Annotated in this window: 13 protein-coding genes; 8 read left to right on the forward strand and 5 right to left on the reverse strand. The window is 63.7% G+C overall.

Annotated elements, in window-relative coordinates:
- The first annotated feature begins 276 nt into the window (after positions 1 to 276).
- The 4 genes from ACP5E6_RS02320 (at position 277) to ACP5E6_RS02335 (ending at position 4,826) form a co-directional block, all read left to right on the forward strand.
- Complete coding sequence (locus ACP5E6_RS02320) at positions 277 to 1,380, forward strand: COX15/CtaA family protein (RefSeq protein WP_427951141.1); 1,104 nt, start codon at positions 277 to 279, stop codon at positions 1,378 to 1,380.
- Positions 1,377 to 2,453, forward strand: a complete 1,077-nt coding sequence (locus ACP5E6_RS02325; protein ID WP_427951143.1) for a COX15/CtaA family protein — start codon at positions 1,377 to 1,379, stop codon at positions 2,451 to 2,453. The genes ACP5E6_RS02320 and ACP5E6_RS02325 overlap by 4 nt, the downstream gene beginning before the upstream one ends.
- Positions 2,453 to 3,910, forward strand: coding sequence for a metalloprotease TldD (gene tldD, locus ACP5E6_RS02330; protein ID WP_427951146.1), 1,458 nt, complete (start codon positions 2,453 to 2,455; stop codon positions 3,908 to 3,910). The genes ACP5E6_RS02325 and tldD overlap by 1 nt, the downstream gene beginning before the upstream one ends.
- Positions 3,911 to 4,043: 133 nt before the next feature.
- The gene (locus ACP5E6_RS02335) at positions 4,044 to 4,826 is read left to right on the forward strand and encodes an oxygenase MpaB family protein (RefSeq protein WP_427951149.1); all 783 of its coding nucleotides are present in this window, start codon (positions 4,044 to 4,046) and stop codon (positions 4,824 to 4,826) included.
- A 179-nt stretch (positions 4,827 to 5,005) separates the two neighbouring features.
- Here ACP5E6_RS02335 and recJ read toward each other — a convergent pair whose 3' ends face one another.
- From recJ to ACP5E6_RS02360, 5 genes are read right to left on the reverse strand one after another with little or no spacing between them, the layout of a single operon-like run.
- A complete protein-coding gene (gene recJ, locus ACP5E6_RS02340; RefSeq protein WP_427951151.1) occupies positions 5,006 to 6,808 on the reverse strand; it encodes a single-stranded-DNA-specific exonuclease RecJ in 1,803 nt (600 codons plus the stop codon).
- Complete coding sequence (gene glpX, locus ACP5E6_RS02345; protein WP_427951154.1) at positions 6,793 to 7,779, reverse strand: class II fructose-bisphosphatase; 987 nt, start codon at positions 7,777 to 7,779, stop codon at positions 6,793 to 6,795. Before glpX ends, recJ begins: the two co-directional genes overlap by 16 nt.
- Positions 7,780 to 7,809: 30 nt before the next feature.
- Complete coding sequence (locus ACP5E6_RS02350; protein ID WP_427951157.1) at positions 7,810 to 9,093, reverse strand: homoserine dehydrogenase; 1,284 nt, start codon at positions 9,091 to 9,093, stop codon at positions 7,810 to 7,812.
- Entirely contained in the window at positions 9,090 to 10,298 is a 1,209-nt protein-coding gene (locus tag ACP5E6_RS02355) for an LL-diaminopimelate aminotransferase (RefSeq protein WP_427951159.1), read from the reverse strand. The genes ACP5E6_RS02350 and ACP5E6_RS02355 overlap by 4 nt, the downstream gene beginning before the upstream one ends.
- Before the next feature lie 33 nt (positions 10,299 to 10,331).
- Positions 10,332 to 10,943, reverse strand: a complete 612-nt coding sequence (locus ACP5E6_RS02360; RefSeq protein WP_427951161.1) for a hypothetical protein — start codon at positions 10,941 to 10,943, stop codon at positions 10,332 to 10,334.
- Positions 10,944 to 11,053: 110 nt separating this feature from the next.
- On the opposite strand from ACP5E6_RS02360, the gene ACP5E6_RS02365 reads away from it, so the two are divergent.
- From ACP5E6_RS02365 to ACP5E6_RS02380, 4 genes are read left to right on the forward strand one after another with little or no spacing between them, the layout of a single operon-like run.
- Positions 11,054 to 12,853, forward strand: a complete 1,800-nt coding sequence (locus ACP5E6_RS02365; protein ID WP_427951163.1) for a PHA/PHB synthase family protein — start codon at positions 11,054 to 11,056, stop codon at positions 12,851 to 12,853.
- Positions 12,854 to 12,897: 44 nt separating this feature from the next.
- A complete protein-coding gene (locus ACP5E6_RS02370) occupies positions 12,898 to 13,944 on the forward strand; it encodes a glycosyltransferase family 4 protein (protein WP_427951165.1) in 1,047 nt (348 codons plus the stop codon).
- Between the two features lie 7 nt (positions 13,945 to 13,951).
- Positions 13,952 to 15,277: an O-antigen ligase family protein gene (locus ACP5E6_RS02375; protein ID WP_427951167.1), complete on the forward strand. Its 1,326-nt coding sequence runs from the start codon at positions 13,952 to 13,954 to the stop codon at positions 15,275 to 15,277.
- Positions 15,274 to 16,284: a CobW family GTP-binding protein gene (locus ACP5E6_RS02380; RefSeq protein WP_427951169.1), complete on the forward strand. Its 1,011-nt coding sequence runs from the start codon at positions 15,274 to 15,276 to the stop codon at positions 16,282 to 16,284. The genes ACP5E6_RS02375 and ACP5E6_RS02380 overlap by 4 nt, the downstream gene beginning before the upstream one ends.
- Positions 16,285 to 16,396: the final 112 nt, after the last annotated feature.

A 16,396-nucleotide genomic window follows, 5' to 3' on the forward strand; every position in this document is an offset into this window, starting at 1 on the left:
GCGAGCCGGTTCGTGAACCGATCCGCGAACCTGTCCGTGAACCTGTCCGTGAACCGATCAGTCGGAGCCGCCCTGTCGTGCCGCCGCCGCCGCCGCCACGCACCGCGCCTGGACGGCGGATCGAGCCGCGCCTCGACTGAGCCACGGCGCTTTGAAATATGTACGGCACCGGCAGTGCCGTGAAATGTGTACGGCACCTGCGGCGCCGTGGGTTTACAAACCGCCGCACGGGTGCAAATGCCGCTCACTATATATTCAAAATCCGAGGGTCCATCGATGGCGTCACAATCCATTGCCGGTCTGAGCATCGGCGACCGCCGCGCGGAGCGGGCATCGTCGGCGAATAACCGAAGGATCGTCGCGACCTGGCTTTTCATCAGCTTCGCCTTGATCGTCGAGATGTTCGGTATCGGGGCTTATGTCCAGAACGACAATGCCGGATTGTCGATCATGGCATGGCAGCCGGTTTCCGGCATCATTCCGCCACTTACCCATGCGGCATGGGAGCGGATGTTCAGCCTTTATAAAACGATTCCGCAGTATAAGCTGCTCAACAGCCACATGAATCTGGAGGGTTTCAAGGCGATTTTCTGGCCGGAGTGGATCCATCGTATGTGGGGACGCTTGCTCGGCTTCGATTTTGGCGTTCCGCTCCTGTGGTTCTGGTGGACCGGCCGGCTGGAAGGGCGCCTGCGGCCATGGCTTGCCACGTTGTTCATGCTCGGCGGCGTTCAGGGATTGATCGGATGGTGGATGGTCGCGTCCGGATTTCAACCGGGACTGACCGAGGTTTCGGTCTGGCGGCTGTCGATCCATTATTGTTTCGCGACGATGCTGGCGATTGCGGTTTTCACCACTGGCTTGGTCGTGCTGAAGCCAAATGAAGATCGTCTGGCGCCGGAGATCGCTTCCCGGTTCAAACTCGCGCGCGGCTTTGCCGTTGCGTCGATCGTGGTGATCTGTCTTGCGATTTTCGCGGGCACCTTTCTCTCCGGCACCCATGCCTACACGATCGATAACACGTTTCCGCTGATGCAAGGGCAGTGGATTCCGCCTCATTACGGAGCTTTGCACCCGTTCTGGCGTAATTTTTTTGAAAGCAAACCCGCCACCCAATTCGATCATCGGGTCATCGGCACAATCGCCGCGCTCGTTGTGCTGGCAGCCGTTGTGGTGGCGATACGCGCCGAATTACCCGGGCGGGCGCGGGATGCGTTTCTGGTGATGGGTGGATTGCTCATTGTGCAATATATTCTGGGCGTGACGACCCTGGTGTCAAAAAGCCTCGATATTGGAATCGTTCATCAATTGAACGCTGTGTTGCTGCTGGCGGCCGCTGTCTGGGCGTATTTCGAGCTGAGGGGGCGGCGGGAGGCATGAACGCGAAACCGGACCGCGCGGTCGGTAACTGGCTGCTGGTTATTTGCTTCATGATTTTCGGCATGGTGGTCGGCGGCGGGCATGCCCGCACGATCCACGCGGGATTCGTCATTCAGGATTGGCGGCCGATGACCGGCATCATCCCGCCCCTCACCCATGCGGCGTGGGAGCGGGCGTTTGGGCTTTATCAGGAGACCGCGCAGTTTCGCGTGCTGCACCCGGCGATGAATTTGGCGCAGTTCAAGGCGATTTATATGCCGATGTTTCTCGATCGCGACTGGGGGCGGCTGATGGCGCTGGTGTTTCTGGCGCCGCTGGGTGTGTTCTGGTGGCGGGGCCGGGTGTCGAACCGGTTGGCGCTATGGCTGCTCGGTCTGTTCGCGGCGGGTGCGGTCGAGGCGACGATGGGCTGGTACATGACGTATCAGGGCATGACCAGCGATATTCTGCACCCCTCGCCATTGTATCTCGGGCCACATTTCATTCTGGCGATGTTGATCTTCACCGCGATGCTGTGGACCGCGCTGACCATTCGCAATCCCGATCCCGCGCCGATCGCCGGACACACCACGCTGCGCGCGCTCCTGAGCACCTCGATCGTTTTGTTGATCCTCACGATCGGCCTCGGCGCGCTGGTCGCGGCGACCGGCGGCATCCATGTTTTTAACACCTTTCCCCTGATGGATGGCCACGCCCTGCCGCCAGACGGCATGAAACTGCACCCGCTCTGGCTCAATGTCCTGGAAAATCAGGCGACGGTGCAGTTTGATCATCGCCTGGTCGCGACGATCACGGCACTTCTTGTCATGGTCGCCGCCGTCATGGGCCTGCGCGCGCCTCTGGGGCCGAAGACAAGGGATTTGTTTTTATCATTGGCAGGATTGGTCACGCTCCAATATATACTGGGGATGACCGCGTTGGTTTCGGGCATGTCCGGGCTCGGTTACCTCCATGAACTGAATGCCGTGTTGCTGCTTGCCGTCTGTATCGCCTGCCGCCATGCCTTGCGGGGCGCACTCTCCGTCGCTTCGTTGCCGGCCGGCCACCCTCTTGCCATGAAAGCTGCCGAATAATGCCCGACACGCTCATCGCCCCTCCGAACGACGCCCTGGCCACCGCCGACCGGTTGTTTCACGGCAACGACGGTTTGAGCGCGTTCGAGGCGCGGCGGACGATCGCCCCGGTGCTCGACCCGGCGGATGATGGCGAGCTGTTTCTGGAGTATCGCGAGTCTGAGATGGTCAGTCTCGATGACGGGCGCATCCGCAACGCGAGTTTCGATAATCGGCGTGGATTCGGCTTGCGCTCGGTTACCGGCGAGGCGGCGATTTATGCCCATGCCGGCGAAATTACCGATACCGCCCTGGCGCGCGCGGTGGCGACCCTGCGGGATGCCCGGCCGGACGAGGCCGGTGTTGTCGCCGTGGCACCGCCGAAGGCCGGGCCATCGCTTTACACCGCGCTCAACCCTCTCGCTGAAATGCCCTTCGCCGCCCGCGCCGACATGCTCGGCGCCATCGATGCGTACGCCCGCGGCAAGGATTCCCGCGTGGTGCAGGTGATGGCGAGCCTGTTCGGCGAGTGGCAGGTCGTGGAAATTCTGCGCGCCGATGGCGTGCGCGTCGCCGATGTACGCCCGCTTGTGGTGCTGCATGTGTCCGTCGTGATGGAGCAGGACGGCCGGCGTGAGTCCGGGGGTCATGGGGCGGGTGGCCGCGAGACCTACGCGAGCGTCACCGCGCCGGATTTCTGGCGTGCCGCGGTTGATGAATCGATCCGTAAAGCCACCTTGAACCTCGAAAGCATCGCCGCGCCCGCCGGTGAAATGCCGGTGGTGCTTGGTGCGGGCTGGCCCGGGATTCTTCTCCATGAGGCGATCGGCCATGGTCTTGAAGGCGATTTCAACCGCAAGAAAACCTCTGCCTTCGCCGGGCTGATGGGCAAGCGCGTCGGCTCAAAAGGCGTTACCGTCGTCGATGACGGCACCTTGCCCAACCGGCGCGGTTCGCTGACGGTCGATGATGAAGGCACGCCGACCAACCGCACCGTGCTGATCGAGGACGGCATCCTGACCGGGTATCTCCAGGATCGCCAGAACGCGAGGTTGATGAATATGTCCCCGACCGGCAACGGCCGGCGGCAATCCTATGCCCATCTGCCGATGCCGCGCATGACCAACACCATCATGCTCGCCGGAGAGGCGACGCGCGACGACATGATCCGCTCGGTCAAGCGCGGCCTGTACGCCGCCAATTTCGGCGGCGGCCAGGTTGATATCACGTCTGGCAAATTCGTTTTCTCGGCCTCCGAAGCCTATATGATCGAAGACGGTAAAATCGGCGCGCCGGTCAAGGGCGCGACGTTGATCGGCAATGGGCCGGACGCTTTGACCAAGGTCGAGATGATCGGTGGCGACCTCGAACTCGATGCCGGCATCGGAACCTGCGGCAAGAACGGCCAGGGTGTTCCTGTCGGCGTCGGACAACCCACCATCAAAATCAGCGGCCTTACAGTCGGCGGTACCGGCTGAAGGTCGAGGATCTGTTTGCCCGTTGTCGCGCGAGATCGGGTGATACGCGTTGGGGAGGAGCAATCCCATTATCACGCCGCTGGCTGACCCGTTGCGCCCGCTCAAGCATGCCATCGTCGGGCAGGTGGTGGACATGTTCAATGATCGCACACGGGGCGAAACGCCGGTTCCGCGCAGGCCAGATGGTTTGTTTGGCCCGCGCGCGGTGGCGTGGCGTGTCCACGGCGACGTGACCTCGATGATGGTCGGCGGCGTCGCGGGGCTGATGCTGCAAATGCTGCATCCCGCCGTGCTCGCCGGCGTTTGGGACCATTCGAATTTCCGCACCGACATGCAAGGTCGCCTGCGCCGGACCGCCCGGTTCATCGCCCTGACCACCTATGGCGGCCGGACCGAGGCTGAAGCGGTGATCGGCCGGATCAGGCGCATTCATGACAGGGTTAACGGGACACTGCCCGATGGCCGGCCGTATCGGGCCAATGATCCCACCCTGCTGGCCTGGGTGCATCTGACCGAGACGACCTGTTTTCTCGACGCCTGGATGCGCTACGCCGAACCCGGCATGTCGATGGCGGATCAGGATCGCTATTTTGCCGAAATGGCTCAGATTGGCGCCGCGCTCGGCGCTGATCCGGTTCCCCACACCCGCGCCGCAACGCGACTTCTGTTCCGTACCATGCGCGCCGGGCTGCTTTACGATGACCGAACCCGCGAGATCATGCGGATTCTGAAGAGCCAACCGACGAAGACCATGCTTGGCAGATCGATTCAGGCCCTGACGATGCAGGCCGCGATTGATCTTTTGCCCACATGGGCCCGGCGGATGCACCGCCTTGAAAGCCGCGCGCTGAGCCGCCCGGTGATCCGCGCCAGCACGTTCGGCGTGGCGCAAACCGTGCGCTGGGCGTTCCGGTAGAGCGATATGCGATTAAGTTGCCGCGGCAGCGGCAACATAAACGCATGAAATCGCTCGAAAAAACATAAAGCTAGAGCGTTAAGCTGAAAGCATAACGCTCTAGCCGGGGCGACATTCGGCAGATGGGGCGACCTTCGGTAGACGATACCCCCAGCACCGTCTCGGCCAGGGCGATGCCGTCATGTGCCGGGCTGGCATGTCGCCGGGCTGGCATCATGCAGGATCAGACTGGTGGTGGTCTTGCCGTTCCAGCGTTCCGCGCGGATATGGCCCGCGAGGTGCAGCGGCGCGCCGAATCGGTCCAGCAGGGCGGCCGTCAGCGCATCATCCTTGGCGCGGAACAGCATTGTTTTCAGCCGTCCGCCCCGATCACCATCGACATAGGCGCGAACGGTGGTGTCGGTGCGTCCGATTCGATCGGCACGTACCACACGGGCATGCGGCACCACGAACAGCGGTTCGGCATTGCCGGCACCGAACGGTCCTAGCCGGGTGATCTGCTCGGCGAGCGCCTCGGTCGCGCTCGCGACCGCGATCGTGCCATCCAGCGTCAGCTCCGTTGCAATCGGCAGCAACGCCGCGGCGGCGAGGCGATCGTTGAGAAACTGATGCAGCGTGTCGAGTTGTGCGGCATCCAGCGTGAAACCCGCCGCCATGGCATGGCCGCCGCCCTTGAGCAGGAGTCCCGCTTCCCGCGCCGCAATGATCGCGCTTCCCAGATCGATGCCGGTGATCGACCGCCCCGAACCGGTCGCACGACCCTGGCTGATCCCGGCCACGAGCACGGGTCGGTTGAACGCCTCCTTGATCCGACCGGCAACGATTCCGACCACACCAGGATGCCAATCCACGCCGCTCACCAGGGCCACCGCCGCTCCCGCGGCGAACTGTGCCGCGGCCATGTCCATTGCCTCATCGAGCAGACCAGCCTCGACCGCTTGACGCTGACGGTTGATTTCATCGAGGCGCTTGGCCAGATCCATCGCCGTTCCTGTATCGGCGGCGAGTAAGGCGCGCAGCCCCAGATCCGCCTGATCGATCCGCCCGGCCGCGTTGATGCGCGGCCCCAGCGCGAAACCGCAGGTCATTGCCCCCGGCGCCTCGTTCACCCCGGCGATGTCGAGCAGCGCCGCAATGCCCGGCCGGCTGCGCCGTGCCATGATTTTCAGACCCTGGGTCACCAGCGCGCGATTCAACCCGGTCAGGGGCATCACGTCACACACCGTCGCCAACGCAACCAGATCCAGCATCGAGAACAGATCGATCTCGGCGCGCCCATCAAAGAAACCCCGCCGGCGCAATACGCGCTGCGTTGCAATCAGCGTCAGAAACGCGACCGTCGCGGCGCACACGTTGTTCAACCCGGAGCGATCATCGAGCCTGTTGGGATTGACCGTCGCGACGATTGCCGGTGGTGGCCCGTCGAGTTTATGGTGATCGAGCACGATGGCGTCGGCCGCCCCGCGCAATGCGGCAAGCGCCTCATGAGCCGTCGCGCCACAATCGACGCAGACGACAAGCCGCGCCCCCTGGTTTGCCAGGGCGAGCAGAGCCGGCGCGTTCGGCCCGTACCCTTCGCGGATGCGATCGGGCACGTAATTGATCGTCGGCACGCCCAGCGCGCCCAGCCCCAGCGCCATCAGCGCCCCGCTACAGGCACCATCGACATCATAATCGCCGAAAATGGCAATCGTCTCGCCCGTCTGCACCGCGTCGGCCAGACGCGCCGCCGCGATGTCCATATCGGTCAGCACCGAGGGATCGGGCAGGAAGGCCCGCAACGTCGGGTCCAGAAAATCGGCTGCCCGGTCTGAGATGACGCCGCGTGCCGCCAGCAGACGCCCGATCAGCTCGGGCGCCGCCAAACGTTGTGCAATGGCCTGTGCAACCCGTTCCTCGCTGGCGCGCCATACCCAACGCCGCCCCGTCAGACTCTGCTCGACCCCGAACGCGATCTGCAATGGGTTCAGGAGGCGATCCATCCTTTGGTCTCGAAATTATGATGCGCCTCGATGTAGCGCACGGTCCCCGATTGCGAGCGCATCACGGTCGAATGGGTGATTGCGCCGATGCCGGAGCGCCGCACGCCACGCAGCATCGGTCCCGTCGTGACGCCGGTCGCGGCGAACATTACATTACCGCGGGCCATGTCCTCCAGCGCATAAATCCGGTGGGGATCGGCAATGCCCATTCCCCGCGCACGCTCGATCTGCGCGTCATCCTCATACAGCAACCGCCCCTGCATCTGCCCGCCGATGCAACGCAGTGCGGCTGCCGCCAGCACGCCCTCCGGCGCGCCACCCGAGCCGATATACAAATCGATGCCGGCATCGGGTTGCGACACGGCAATCACGCCGGAGACATCACCATCGCCGATCAGCGTGATCCGTGCCCCAGCCTCGCGGCATTGCGCGATGATCTCGGCATGACGATCCCGATCGAGCGTGCAGACCATCAGATCCGCGATATCGCATTTCTTGGCGAGGGCCAGATTGCGCAGGTTTTCCCCGATCGAAGCCTCGAGCGAAACCACACCAGCCGGAAGTCCCGGCCCCACGGCGATTTTATCCATATAGATGTCTGGAGCGTGCAAGAAATTGCCATGTTCGGCCAGTGCGATCACCGCGATCGCATTGGGCGCGCCTTTGGCCGCGATCACGGTGCCCTCGAGCGGATCGACCGCGATGTCCATCGCCGGTCCGCCGGCACCGACCCGCTCGCCGATGAAGAGCATGGGCGCCTCGTCCATCTCGCCTTCGCCGATGACCACGAGACCATCGATCGCCACGGCATTAAATGCCCGACGCATCGCCCCCACCGCCGCACCATCGGCGCTGTTCTTGTCTCCGCGCCCGATCCAGACCGAGGCCGCAAGCGCGGCGGCTTCGGTCACCCGCACCAGTTCGAGAGCAAGATTGCGGTCGGATTGGCTCGGCGATTTATCTTTTGTCATGATGTCACTTTCCTGGAGGCTGATTGAAATTCAGGCCGTTTCGATGCGGATCAGTGCCGGCGGCTCGCGCACCGCTGCCAGTGCCGCCAGCCGCGCCAACGCCGCCGCCATGGCGGCTTCATGCGTCACATGCGTCACCAGCACCACCGCAACGGCGTCGCCGGGGCTACGGCCGTGCTGCAGCATCGATTCAAGCGAGATGCTGTGATCGCGCAACACGGCGGTCACATCCGCGATCACGCCGGGTTGATCGGCGACCATCAGGCGCAGGAAATACGCACCTTGATGAACCGCCATCGGCACCGAAGCGCAGGCTTGCAGCGACCCGGTTTCGACCCCTAGCAGCGGTGCGGCGCGGTTGCGCGCCAGATCGATCAGATCGGCCACCACGGCCGATGCCGTCGGGCCGGCGCCGGCGCCGCGCCCCTGGAGCACGATCTGCCCGACCGGGTCGCCCTGGATCACCACCGCGTTATTGACGCCGTCGACCTGTGCCAGCGGTGAGGTCAGCGGGACCATTGCCGGATGCACCCGTGTTTCGATGCCCGCCGCCGTCGCCCGCGCGATGCCGAGCAGCTTGATCCGGTAGCCGAGCTCCTCGGCAAACGCGATATCGAGGGCATTGACGCCCCTGATCCCCTCGACATGCACCGATGCGAAATCGACCTGCCGGCCAAACGCGATCGCGGCCAGAATCGCGAGTTTATGCGCGGTATCGACGCCATCGATATCGAAGGAGGGATCGGCCTCGGCATAGCCGCGTGCCTGCGCATCGGCCAGCACCGTCGCGAAATCGAGCTTTTCCGCGCGCATCCGGCTCAGAATATAATTGCACGTACCGTTGAAAATCCCCGAAACACTGGCGATCCGATCCGCCGCCAGCCCTTCCCGTAGTGTCTTGATCACCGGAATCCCGCCTGCAACCGCCGCCTCGAACCGCAGACTGGCATTCGGAAACGCGGCGATTGCACTGCCTCGCGTCGCAATCAGGGCCTTATTGGCGGTCACCACGGGTTTTCCCGCCGCCAGCGCCGCCATCACGACATCATAGGCCGCACCCTCCGCCCCGCCGATCAATTCGACCACGACGTCGACGGCCGCGTCCGCCACCAAGGCCACGGGGTCATCGTGCCAACGCACCCCCTCGAGCGCGACGCCGCGATCCCGTTTCCGATCCCGCGCCGAAACCGCGACCACCTCGATCGAGCGTCCGGCGCGCGCGGCGATCGGCGTTGCATTGTCGCGCAGCAATCGCACGACCCCCGCGCCGACCGTGCCAAGGCCGGCAATTCCAACTGAAAGCGCCGGCTTCATGCCACCTCGGTCTCCGCCGCCGCCATGTTGCCCGGCGCCATGAAACTCCGAATGTTACGCACCGCCTGGCGCAGCCGATGCGTGTTCTCGACCAGCGCGATCCGGACATGGTCATCGCCATACTCGCCGAACCCGATTCCCGGCGCGACCGCGACCTTCGCGCGTTCCAGCAGCAGTTTCGAGAAATCGACCGAGCCGAGATGAGCGTAGCGCGCGGGGATCGGCGCCCAGGCGAACATCGACCCGGCAGGGCTCGGCACATCCCACCCGGCCTGGGCGAGGCCCTTGATCAGCACGTCGCGCCGCTCCTTGTACAGAGCGCGCATCTGATCGACACAATCCTGCGGTCCGTTCAGCGCTGCCGTCGCCGCGACCTGGATCGGGGTGAAGGCGCCGTAATCGAGGTAGGATTTCATTCGCGCCAGGGCCGCAATCAGGCGTGGATTGCCGGCCGCGAACCCCATGCGCCAGCCCGGCATCGAATAGGTCTTCGACATCGAGGTGAATTCGACAGTGAATTCTTTCGCCCCGTTGACCTGCAACACCGACGGCGGCGGCTCGCCCTCGAAATAGATCTCGGCGTAGGCGAGGTCCGAGAGGATGAAAATCTCGTGCTTGCGCGCGAAGGCGACGATGTCCTTGTAGAAATCGAGAGTCGCGAGATACGCCGTCGGGTTCGAGGGAAAATTGACGATCAGCGCGGTCGGCTTTGGCACCGAATGCTTCACCGCACGCTCCAGCGCATGCAGCATGGTCTCGTCCGGCGTCGCTGGCACCGAGCGCACCGAAGCTCCCGCAATGATGAAACCGAATTGATGGATCGGATACGATGGGTTGGGCACCAGGATGGTATCACCCGGCGAGGTGATCGCGTTGGCGAGATTGGCGAGGCCTTCCTTCGAGCCGAGAGTCGCGATCACCTCGGTTTCGGGGTTGAGCTTCACGCCGAAGCGGCGATCGTAATAGGCGGCCAGCGCGCGGCGCAGACCGGGGATGCCCTTGCTGGTCGAATAGCGGTGGCTGCGCGGATCGGCGACGGTTTCGATCAGCTTGGCCACGATATGCGGCGGCGTCGCGCTGTCGGGATTGCCCATGCCGAGGTCGATGATGTCTTCCCGCCGGTTACGCGCCGCCGCCTTGGCCTGATTGACCTCGGCGAACACATAGGGTGGCAGGCGGCGGATGCGATGGAATTCCTCGGTCATGTTCGGTCCTGGTGCGCGGCGGCTGGGAGAAGATTATTGCGGGAGCGACGGGTATAGCAGTTGTGCCGCACCACCGCGACCCGCCGTGAGCGCCTCGATTCGAACGACGGAACCCGGCGCGCCTGCCGCAGTCAATATATCGGCGATTGCGGTCGCCCGCAGCAGCGCCAGATGCAGTCCGGCGGCGCTTCGCGCGGGGGCAAAGCCGATGGCGACAATTGTCGCGCGACCACGATGAGCCGCGACCGCACGGAGCGCCGCCAGATCACGGTTAGGCACGATTGCACGCCCCGGTTGAAACGCGACCAATACCGGCGCCATCTGACCGATTACCGGCGGCACCGGTTTCAACGCCGGCGCTCGCCCACCTGCCGGTGCTGGCAATGCATTCTGGCGTGTATTCGCCGCCAGCAACTCGCCCCGGATCGACCGCTGGACCTGGGGCGACAGCACGGGTGGTTTCGGTGGCACCGAGGCCAGATTGGGTGATGGCTGGTCCAAACCCGGCGCCGGCGGTGGCGGCGGTGCCGCTTTTCCTTCGAGACGATGAAACATCGTGATCGGATTGTAGGTTGCACAGCCCGACACCGCGAGCACGCCGGCCAGAACGATCAGTCGCGCACCGCGACGCCATGCCGCGCTCATACGCTTCCCCCCATTTCAGCCTTGGGCAAAACTTCGCTATAGGTCACGTCGGCTCCTCACTCATCCTGGCTGTCTTTAGCGCCTGGATTGCGGAGCCGGAAGGAGCGTCCATGGCCGATCATCAAAATCAAGAGTCTGGCAATTTCATTTTGCCCGATCCCGCCGTCTATACGCGCACCATGGCCGACATCGGCGCCCGATCACAACGCATCGTCAGCGACTGGCTGCAACGCCAGTCTGACCAGGGAATCACCGCCGATCCGCTCAACATCGGTGGTGCGTTCATGGAAATGACCGCGCGGCTGGTCGCCAATCCGACCAAGCTGATCGAAGCGCAGATGGGATTCTGGCAGGATTACATGACGCTCTGGCAGCATTCGACGCGCCGGATCATGGGCATCGAAACCACCCCGGTGGTGCCCGCTGATCCAAGGGACAAGCGGTTCCAGGACGAGGGTTGGCAACAGAACGAGGTGTTCGACTTCATTCGCCAGAGCTACCTGCTGTCCGCCCGCTTCGTTCAGGACGTGGTCAAACGGGTCGACGGGCTCGATCCGAAAACGGCGCAGAAGGTCGATTTCTATTCCCGCCAGTTCATTGACGCGATGAGCCCGTCCAATTTTGCGTTCACCAATCCACAGGTGTTGCGCAAGACCGTCGAATCCGGCGGCGAGAATCTGCTGCGTGGGTTGCAAAACCTGCTGCGCGACCTTGAGGCCGGCCACGGCAAATTGCATATCCGCATGACCGATTCCGAGCAATTCACGGTTGGCGGCAATATCGCCGTGACTCCGGGAAAGGTGATTTTTCGTAACGAGCTGATGGAGCTGATCCAGTACGCGCCGACGACTGAAAGGGTCATCAAGACCCCGCTGGTGATTTTCCCGCCGTGGATCAACAAATTCTATATCCTTGATCTCAAGCCGAAAAACAGCTTCATCCGCTGGGCGGTCGAACAGGGTCATACCGTGTTCGTCGCAAGCTGGGTCAATCCCGATGAACGTCTCGCCGCGAAGGATTTTCCCGATTACATGAACGAAGGCGTGTTCGCCGCGCTCGATGCGATCGAGGCAGCCACAGGCGAGCGCAGCGTCAATGCGATCGGCTACTGCCTCGGCGGCACATTGCTGGCGGCGACTCTCGCGGTGATGGCGGCACGCGGCGATGAGCGGATTAAATCCGCCACCTTCCTGGTCACGCTTACCGATTTTACCGATGTCGGCGAACTTGGTGTGTTTATCGATGAGGAGCAACTCGGCGCGCTGGAAGACAAAATGAACAGGCGCGGCTATCTCGAAGGTTCCGAAATGTCGACGACGTTCAACATGCTCCGTTCGAACGATCTGATCTGGAGCTTCGTGGTCAACAACTACCTGCTTGGCAACGATTCATTCCCGTTCGATCTTTTGTACTGGAATTCGGACTCCACCCGCATGCCGGCGGCGATGCACTCTTTCTATTTGCGCAACATGTACCAGAAGAACCGGCTGATCGAACCCGATGGCCTGACGCTCGACAACACCAAGGTCGATCTCCGCCGCATCACCATCCCGGTCTATTTCCTGTCCTGCCGCGAGGATCATATCGCGCCCTGGACCAGCACCTACAAAGCGACCCAGGTGATGGCGGGACCCAAGCGCTTCGTGCTCGCGGCCTCCGGTCATATCGCCGGTGTCGTCAACCCGCCGGGCAGCGGCAAATACAGCCATTTCGTCAATGACACCCTGCCCGAAACCGCCGAAGCCTGGATGGAAGGCGCCACCGAAGTCGCCGGTTCCTGGTGGCCGGACTGGCAACGCTGGATCACCGCGCGGGCAAAAACCCGCGTGGCCCCACGCATCCCCGGTACCGGCGCCTTGCCCGCTCTCGCTGACGCACCGGGGGACTACGTCAAAGTCCGCGCCCCTTGACGCCAGGCGAACCGCCTACCGGGAACGCATCGTCGCGAGTTGCTATGGTGTTGCCGGCGAGCGAGGGTTTCGCGCCCGATCGTGCCGGCGCGATCGCGCTGGTGGTGCGGCGCCTTGCCGGGGCGGCTGGCGCCGGTGTGATCGGCCGCCGGAATTCCGCCACCTACCCGGCCATCGACTATCATCCGGTCTCAGCCGGTAGCAAAATGTTCTACGCACTCGGCGTGATCCGCCAGCTTCGCGCACAGAGACCCGATGTCATTGAAATCCACCAACAACCCCGCCTGGCACGGCTGATTGCGCGTTTGTTTCCAAGCGCCCGCGTCATGCTGTTTATCCATAACGACCCGCTGGAGATGCGCGGCCTGCGTCGTCGCGCCGAGCGCGCCCGCACCCTTGCCACCCTTCACCGCGTGATCTGCGTTTCGGATTACCTGCGCTCCCGCTACGCGCTTGGCATCGAACCAACATCCAGCCTCGCCGTCCTGCCCAATCCGCTCACCCTCATGGATCTGCCAGCCGCCACGGTACCGCGAGATCGCCTGATTTTGTTTGCCGGCCGCATCGTTGAATCCAAGGGGATTGCCGATTTCATCGCCGCCTGTGCCGCAGCCCTGCCGCAGCTTCCGGGTTGGTCCGCCGCGATCATCGGCGGCGACCGGTTCGGGCCGAACAGTTCTGAAACCCGCTATGTCGCCGCGATGCGAACCGCTGCCATCAGCGCCGGCATCGCTTTCGCGGGCTATCAGACCCACGCCACCGTGCTCACCGCCATGGCGCGCGCTGCCATCGTTGTTGTACCGTCGCGCTGGCCGGAACCGTTCGGCCTCACAGCCCTCGAAGCGATGGCGAGCGGTGCCGCCCTGATCGCCACAAATACCGGGGGCCTGCCCGAAGTGATCGGCGATGCTGGTATGATGATACCTCCTGGCGACAGCTCCGCCCTCACCGGTGCGATTATCCATCTTGCCACCGATGGGGCCGCGCGCATTGCTCTTGCCGCCAACGGGCGAGTCCGCGCCGCTGGCTTCGATACAGCGATCATCGCTGCCCGCCTCGAGGCGTTGCGCGCCGAGAAAACGCCGTTATGACGGTGCCATGATCGCCAAGCGCCTTGCCCTCGCCGCTGCAATTTTGCTGCCGCTTTGCCTGCTCTATGCGCGCGCCGGCGCGGAATTCGCGATCGCCACCATCGACATCGCCTTCCTCACCCACTCAGCCCGCACCCGAACCTGGGCCTGGGCGCGCCAACCCTGGTTCCTCATCGCACTCGCCTGGTGGGCCGCCGAAATGCTCTGCTCCCTGCCCATCCCCTCCCTCGGCCTCGGCCCCGGCGGCTGGAAATCCTTCGGCCAGGCCCTCGTCCTGATCCGCCTGCTGCTCCTGCCCGCCGCCCTCGGCACCTTCGTGCTCGACACCCCCCGCGCCCGCCAATCGTTCTGGGCGGTCATCGCCGCCTGCGAAGCCTGGATTCTGTTCGAATGCTGGCAACAGGAACTGTTCGGCGTCAACATCTTCGGCGACCACCGCTGGGGTGACGGCTCGCTCACCGGCCCGTTCTGGGCGCCACGCGCCGGCCCGCCCTACACCCACCTCCTGTTTCTCACCGCCCTCCCGATCGTTGCCGCCCTGATCGCGCGAAAAGGCACCGCCCCAAAACTCGCCGCCGCCGCCTTCGCCATCATCGGCTTCGCCACCGCCCTGATCATCGGCCAGCGCATGCCCTTCCTGCTCGCCGGCCTCGGCCTCGTCGTCACAGCACTCGCCTTCCGCCCGGTGCGCCTGCCCGCCATCGCACTCGGCATCCTGGTCATCCTCGCCATCCCCGCCCTCAAAATCGTCTCACCCCCCAGCTTCGACAAACTGGTCGGCGAAACCAGCCTCCAGATCCGCCACTTCGCCAAAAGCCCCTACGGCGAACTCTACACCCGTGCGACAGTCATGATCGAACACTCGCCCTGGCACGGCTACGGCTTCAACGGCTTCCTCTATTTCTGCCCCGAACCGAAATTCGACGCCGGGCTCCCCGCACTCGGCATCGGCCCGACCAACCTCGCCCGCGGGGCGTGCAACATCCACCCCCATAATTTCTACCTCCAGGCCGCGATCGACGCCGGGATCGGCGGCCTCGCCCTGTTCGCCGCCCTCAACCTCGCCTGGCTCCTCGCCCTGGCGCGCGGCATGCTCCGCCAGCCGATGCAGCTCGGCGCCTTCATCGGCGTCCTCACCTACGCCTGGCCGCTGGCCTCGACCGACAATTTCGCCGTCCTCCCCATGGCCGGATGGCTCTTCGTCATGCTCGGCCTCGGCCTCGCCTTCACCAGCGCAGACCCGCAATCCCCGCCGCAATCTGGCCCGCCCGAACCCCAGGCCCTATATCAGCGCGAACGACACGCCCTCATCCTGACAGGAGCGCCCCCATGACCGACACAGCGACCGCCCCCGTGACCGAAAGCGCGACCACCGCCGCGACCGACCTCGTCCCGGTCACCGTCCTCACCGGCTTCCTCGGCGCCGGCAAAACCACCCTGCTCAACCGCATCCTCACCGAACACCACGGCAAACGCTACGCCGTCGTCATCAACGAATTCGGCGAACGCGGCGTCGATAACGACCTCGTGGTCGATACCGACGAAGAAGTCTTCGAAATGAACAACGGCTGCATCTGCTGCACCGTGCGCGGCGACCTCATCCGCATCATCAACGGCCTGATGAAACGCCGCGGCAAATTCGACGGAATCATCGTCGAAACCACGGGCCTCGCCAACCCCGCCCCCGTCGCCCAAACCTTCTTCGTCGACGAAGACGTCAAATCCAAAACCCGACTCGACGCCATCGTCACCGTCGTCGACGCCAAAAATCTCCCCGCCCGCCTGCGCGACAGCCAGGAAGCCACCGACCAGATCGCCTTCGCCGATGTCATCGTCCTCAACAAACTCGACCTCGTCACCCAGGACGAACTCACAGCCGTCGAAGCCGACATCCGCCGCATCAACCGCTACGCCACAATCCACCACGCCACCAAAGCCGATATCCCCGCCGATAAACTCCTCGGCATCAACGCCTTCAGCCTCGACCGAATCCTCGAATCCACCCCCGACTTCCTCGACGACGACGCCCACACCCACGACGAACACATGACCAGCATCAGCCTCGCCCTTACAACCCCGCTCGACGCCGAAAAATTCAACGCCTGGATCGGCGGCATCCTCGCCACCCAAGGCCAGGATATCCTCCGCACCAAAGGTATCCTCGCCTTCGAAGACGAACCCCGCCGCTTCGCCTTCCAAGCCGTCCACATGATGGCCGACGGCGACTTCATCCGCCCCTGGAAACCCGACGAACCCCACGAAAGCCGCATCGTCTTCATCGGCCGCAATCTCAACCGCCCACAACTGCGCCGTGGATTCGAAAGCTGCGTGGCAGCTTGAGGAAGAACGCGCAGGTAAGGCAGGGAAGCACTTCTTTTTTGAAAAAAAGAAGCAAAAAACTTCTATTCGTCTGGCCTGTAGCCGTGAAACCGCCCATGTCCCAGATAAAAAA

The sequence above is a fragment of the Acidiphilium sp. genome (assembly GCF_049977125.1).
Lineage (GTDB): Bacteria > Pseudomonadota > Alphaproteobacteria > Acetobacterales > Acetobacteraceae > Acidiphilium.

Bases quoted from the DNA above. Each gene is read 5' to 3' on its own strand.
- ACP5E6_RS02380 (WP_427951169.1), top strand. From the start codon at position 15,274: ATGACCGACACAGCGACCGCCCCCGTGACCGAAAGCGCGACCACCGCC.
- tldD (WP_427951146.1), top strand. From the start codon at position 2,453: ATGCCCGACACGCTCATCGCCCCTCCGAACGACGCCCTGGCCACCGCC.
- ACP5E6_RS02375 (WP_427951167.1), top strand. From the start codon at position 13,952: ATGATCGCCAAGCGCCTTGCCCTCGCCGCTGCAATTTTGCTGCCGCTT.
- ACP5E6_RS02370 (WP_427951165.1), top strand. From the start codon at position 12,898: ATGGTGTTGCCGGCGAGCGAGGGTTTCGCGCCCGATCGTGCCGGCGCG.
- ACP5E6_RS02365 (WP_427951163.1), top strand. From the start codon at position 11,054: ATGGCCGATCATCAAAATCAAGAGTCTGGCAATTTCATTTTGCCCGAT.
- ACP5E6_RS02355 (WP_427951159.1), bottom strand. From the start codon at position 10,298: ATGACCGAGGAATTCCATCGCATCCGCCGCCTGCCACCCTATGTGTTC.
- recJ (WP_427951151.1), bottom strand. From the start codon at position 6,808: ATGGATCGCCTCCTGAACCCATTGCAGATCGCGTTCGGGGTCGAGCAG.
- glpX (WP_427951154.1), bottom strand. From the start codon at position 7,779: ATGACAAAAGATAAATCGCCGAGCCAATCCGACCGCAATCTTGCTCTC.
- ACP5E6_RS02350 (WP_427951157.1), bottom strand. From the start codon at position 9,093: ATGAAGCCGGCGCTTTCAGTTGGAATTGCCGGCCTTGGCACGGTCGGC.
- ACP5E6_RS02320 (WP_427951141.1), top strand. From the start codon at position 277: ATGGCGTCACAATCCATTGCCGGTCTGAGCATCGGCGACCGCCGCGCG.
- ACP5E6_RS02325 (WP_427951143.1), top strand. From the start codon at position 1,377: ATGAACGCGAAACCGGACCGCGCGGTCGGTAACTGGCTGCTGGTTATT.
- ACP5E6_RS02335 (WP_427951149.1), top strand. From the start codon at position 4,044: ATGTTCAATGATCGCACACGGGGCGAAACGCCGGTTCCGCGCAGGCCA.
- ACP5E6_RS02360 (WP_427951161.1), bottom strand. From the start codon at position 10,943: ATGAGCGCGGCATGGCGTCGCGGTGCGCGACTGATCGTTCTGGCCGGC.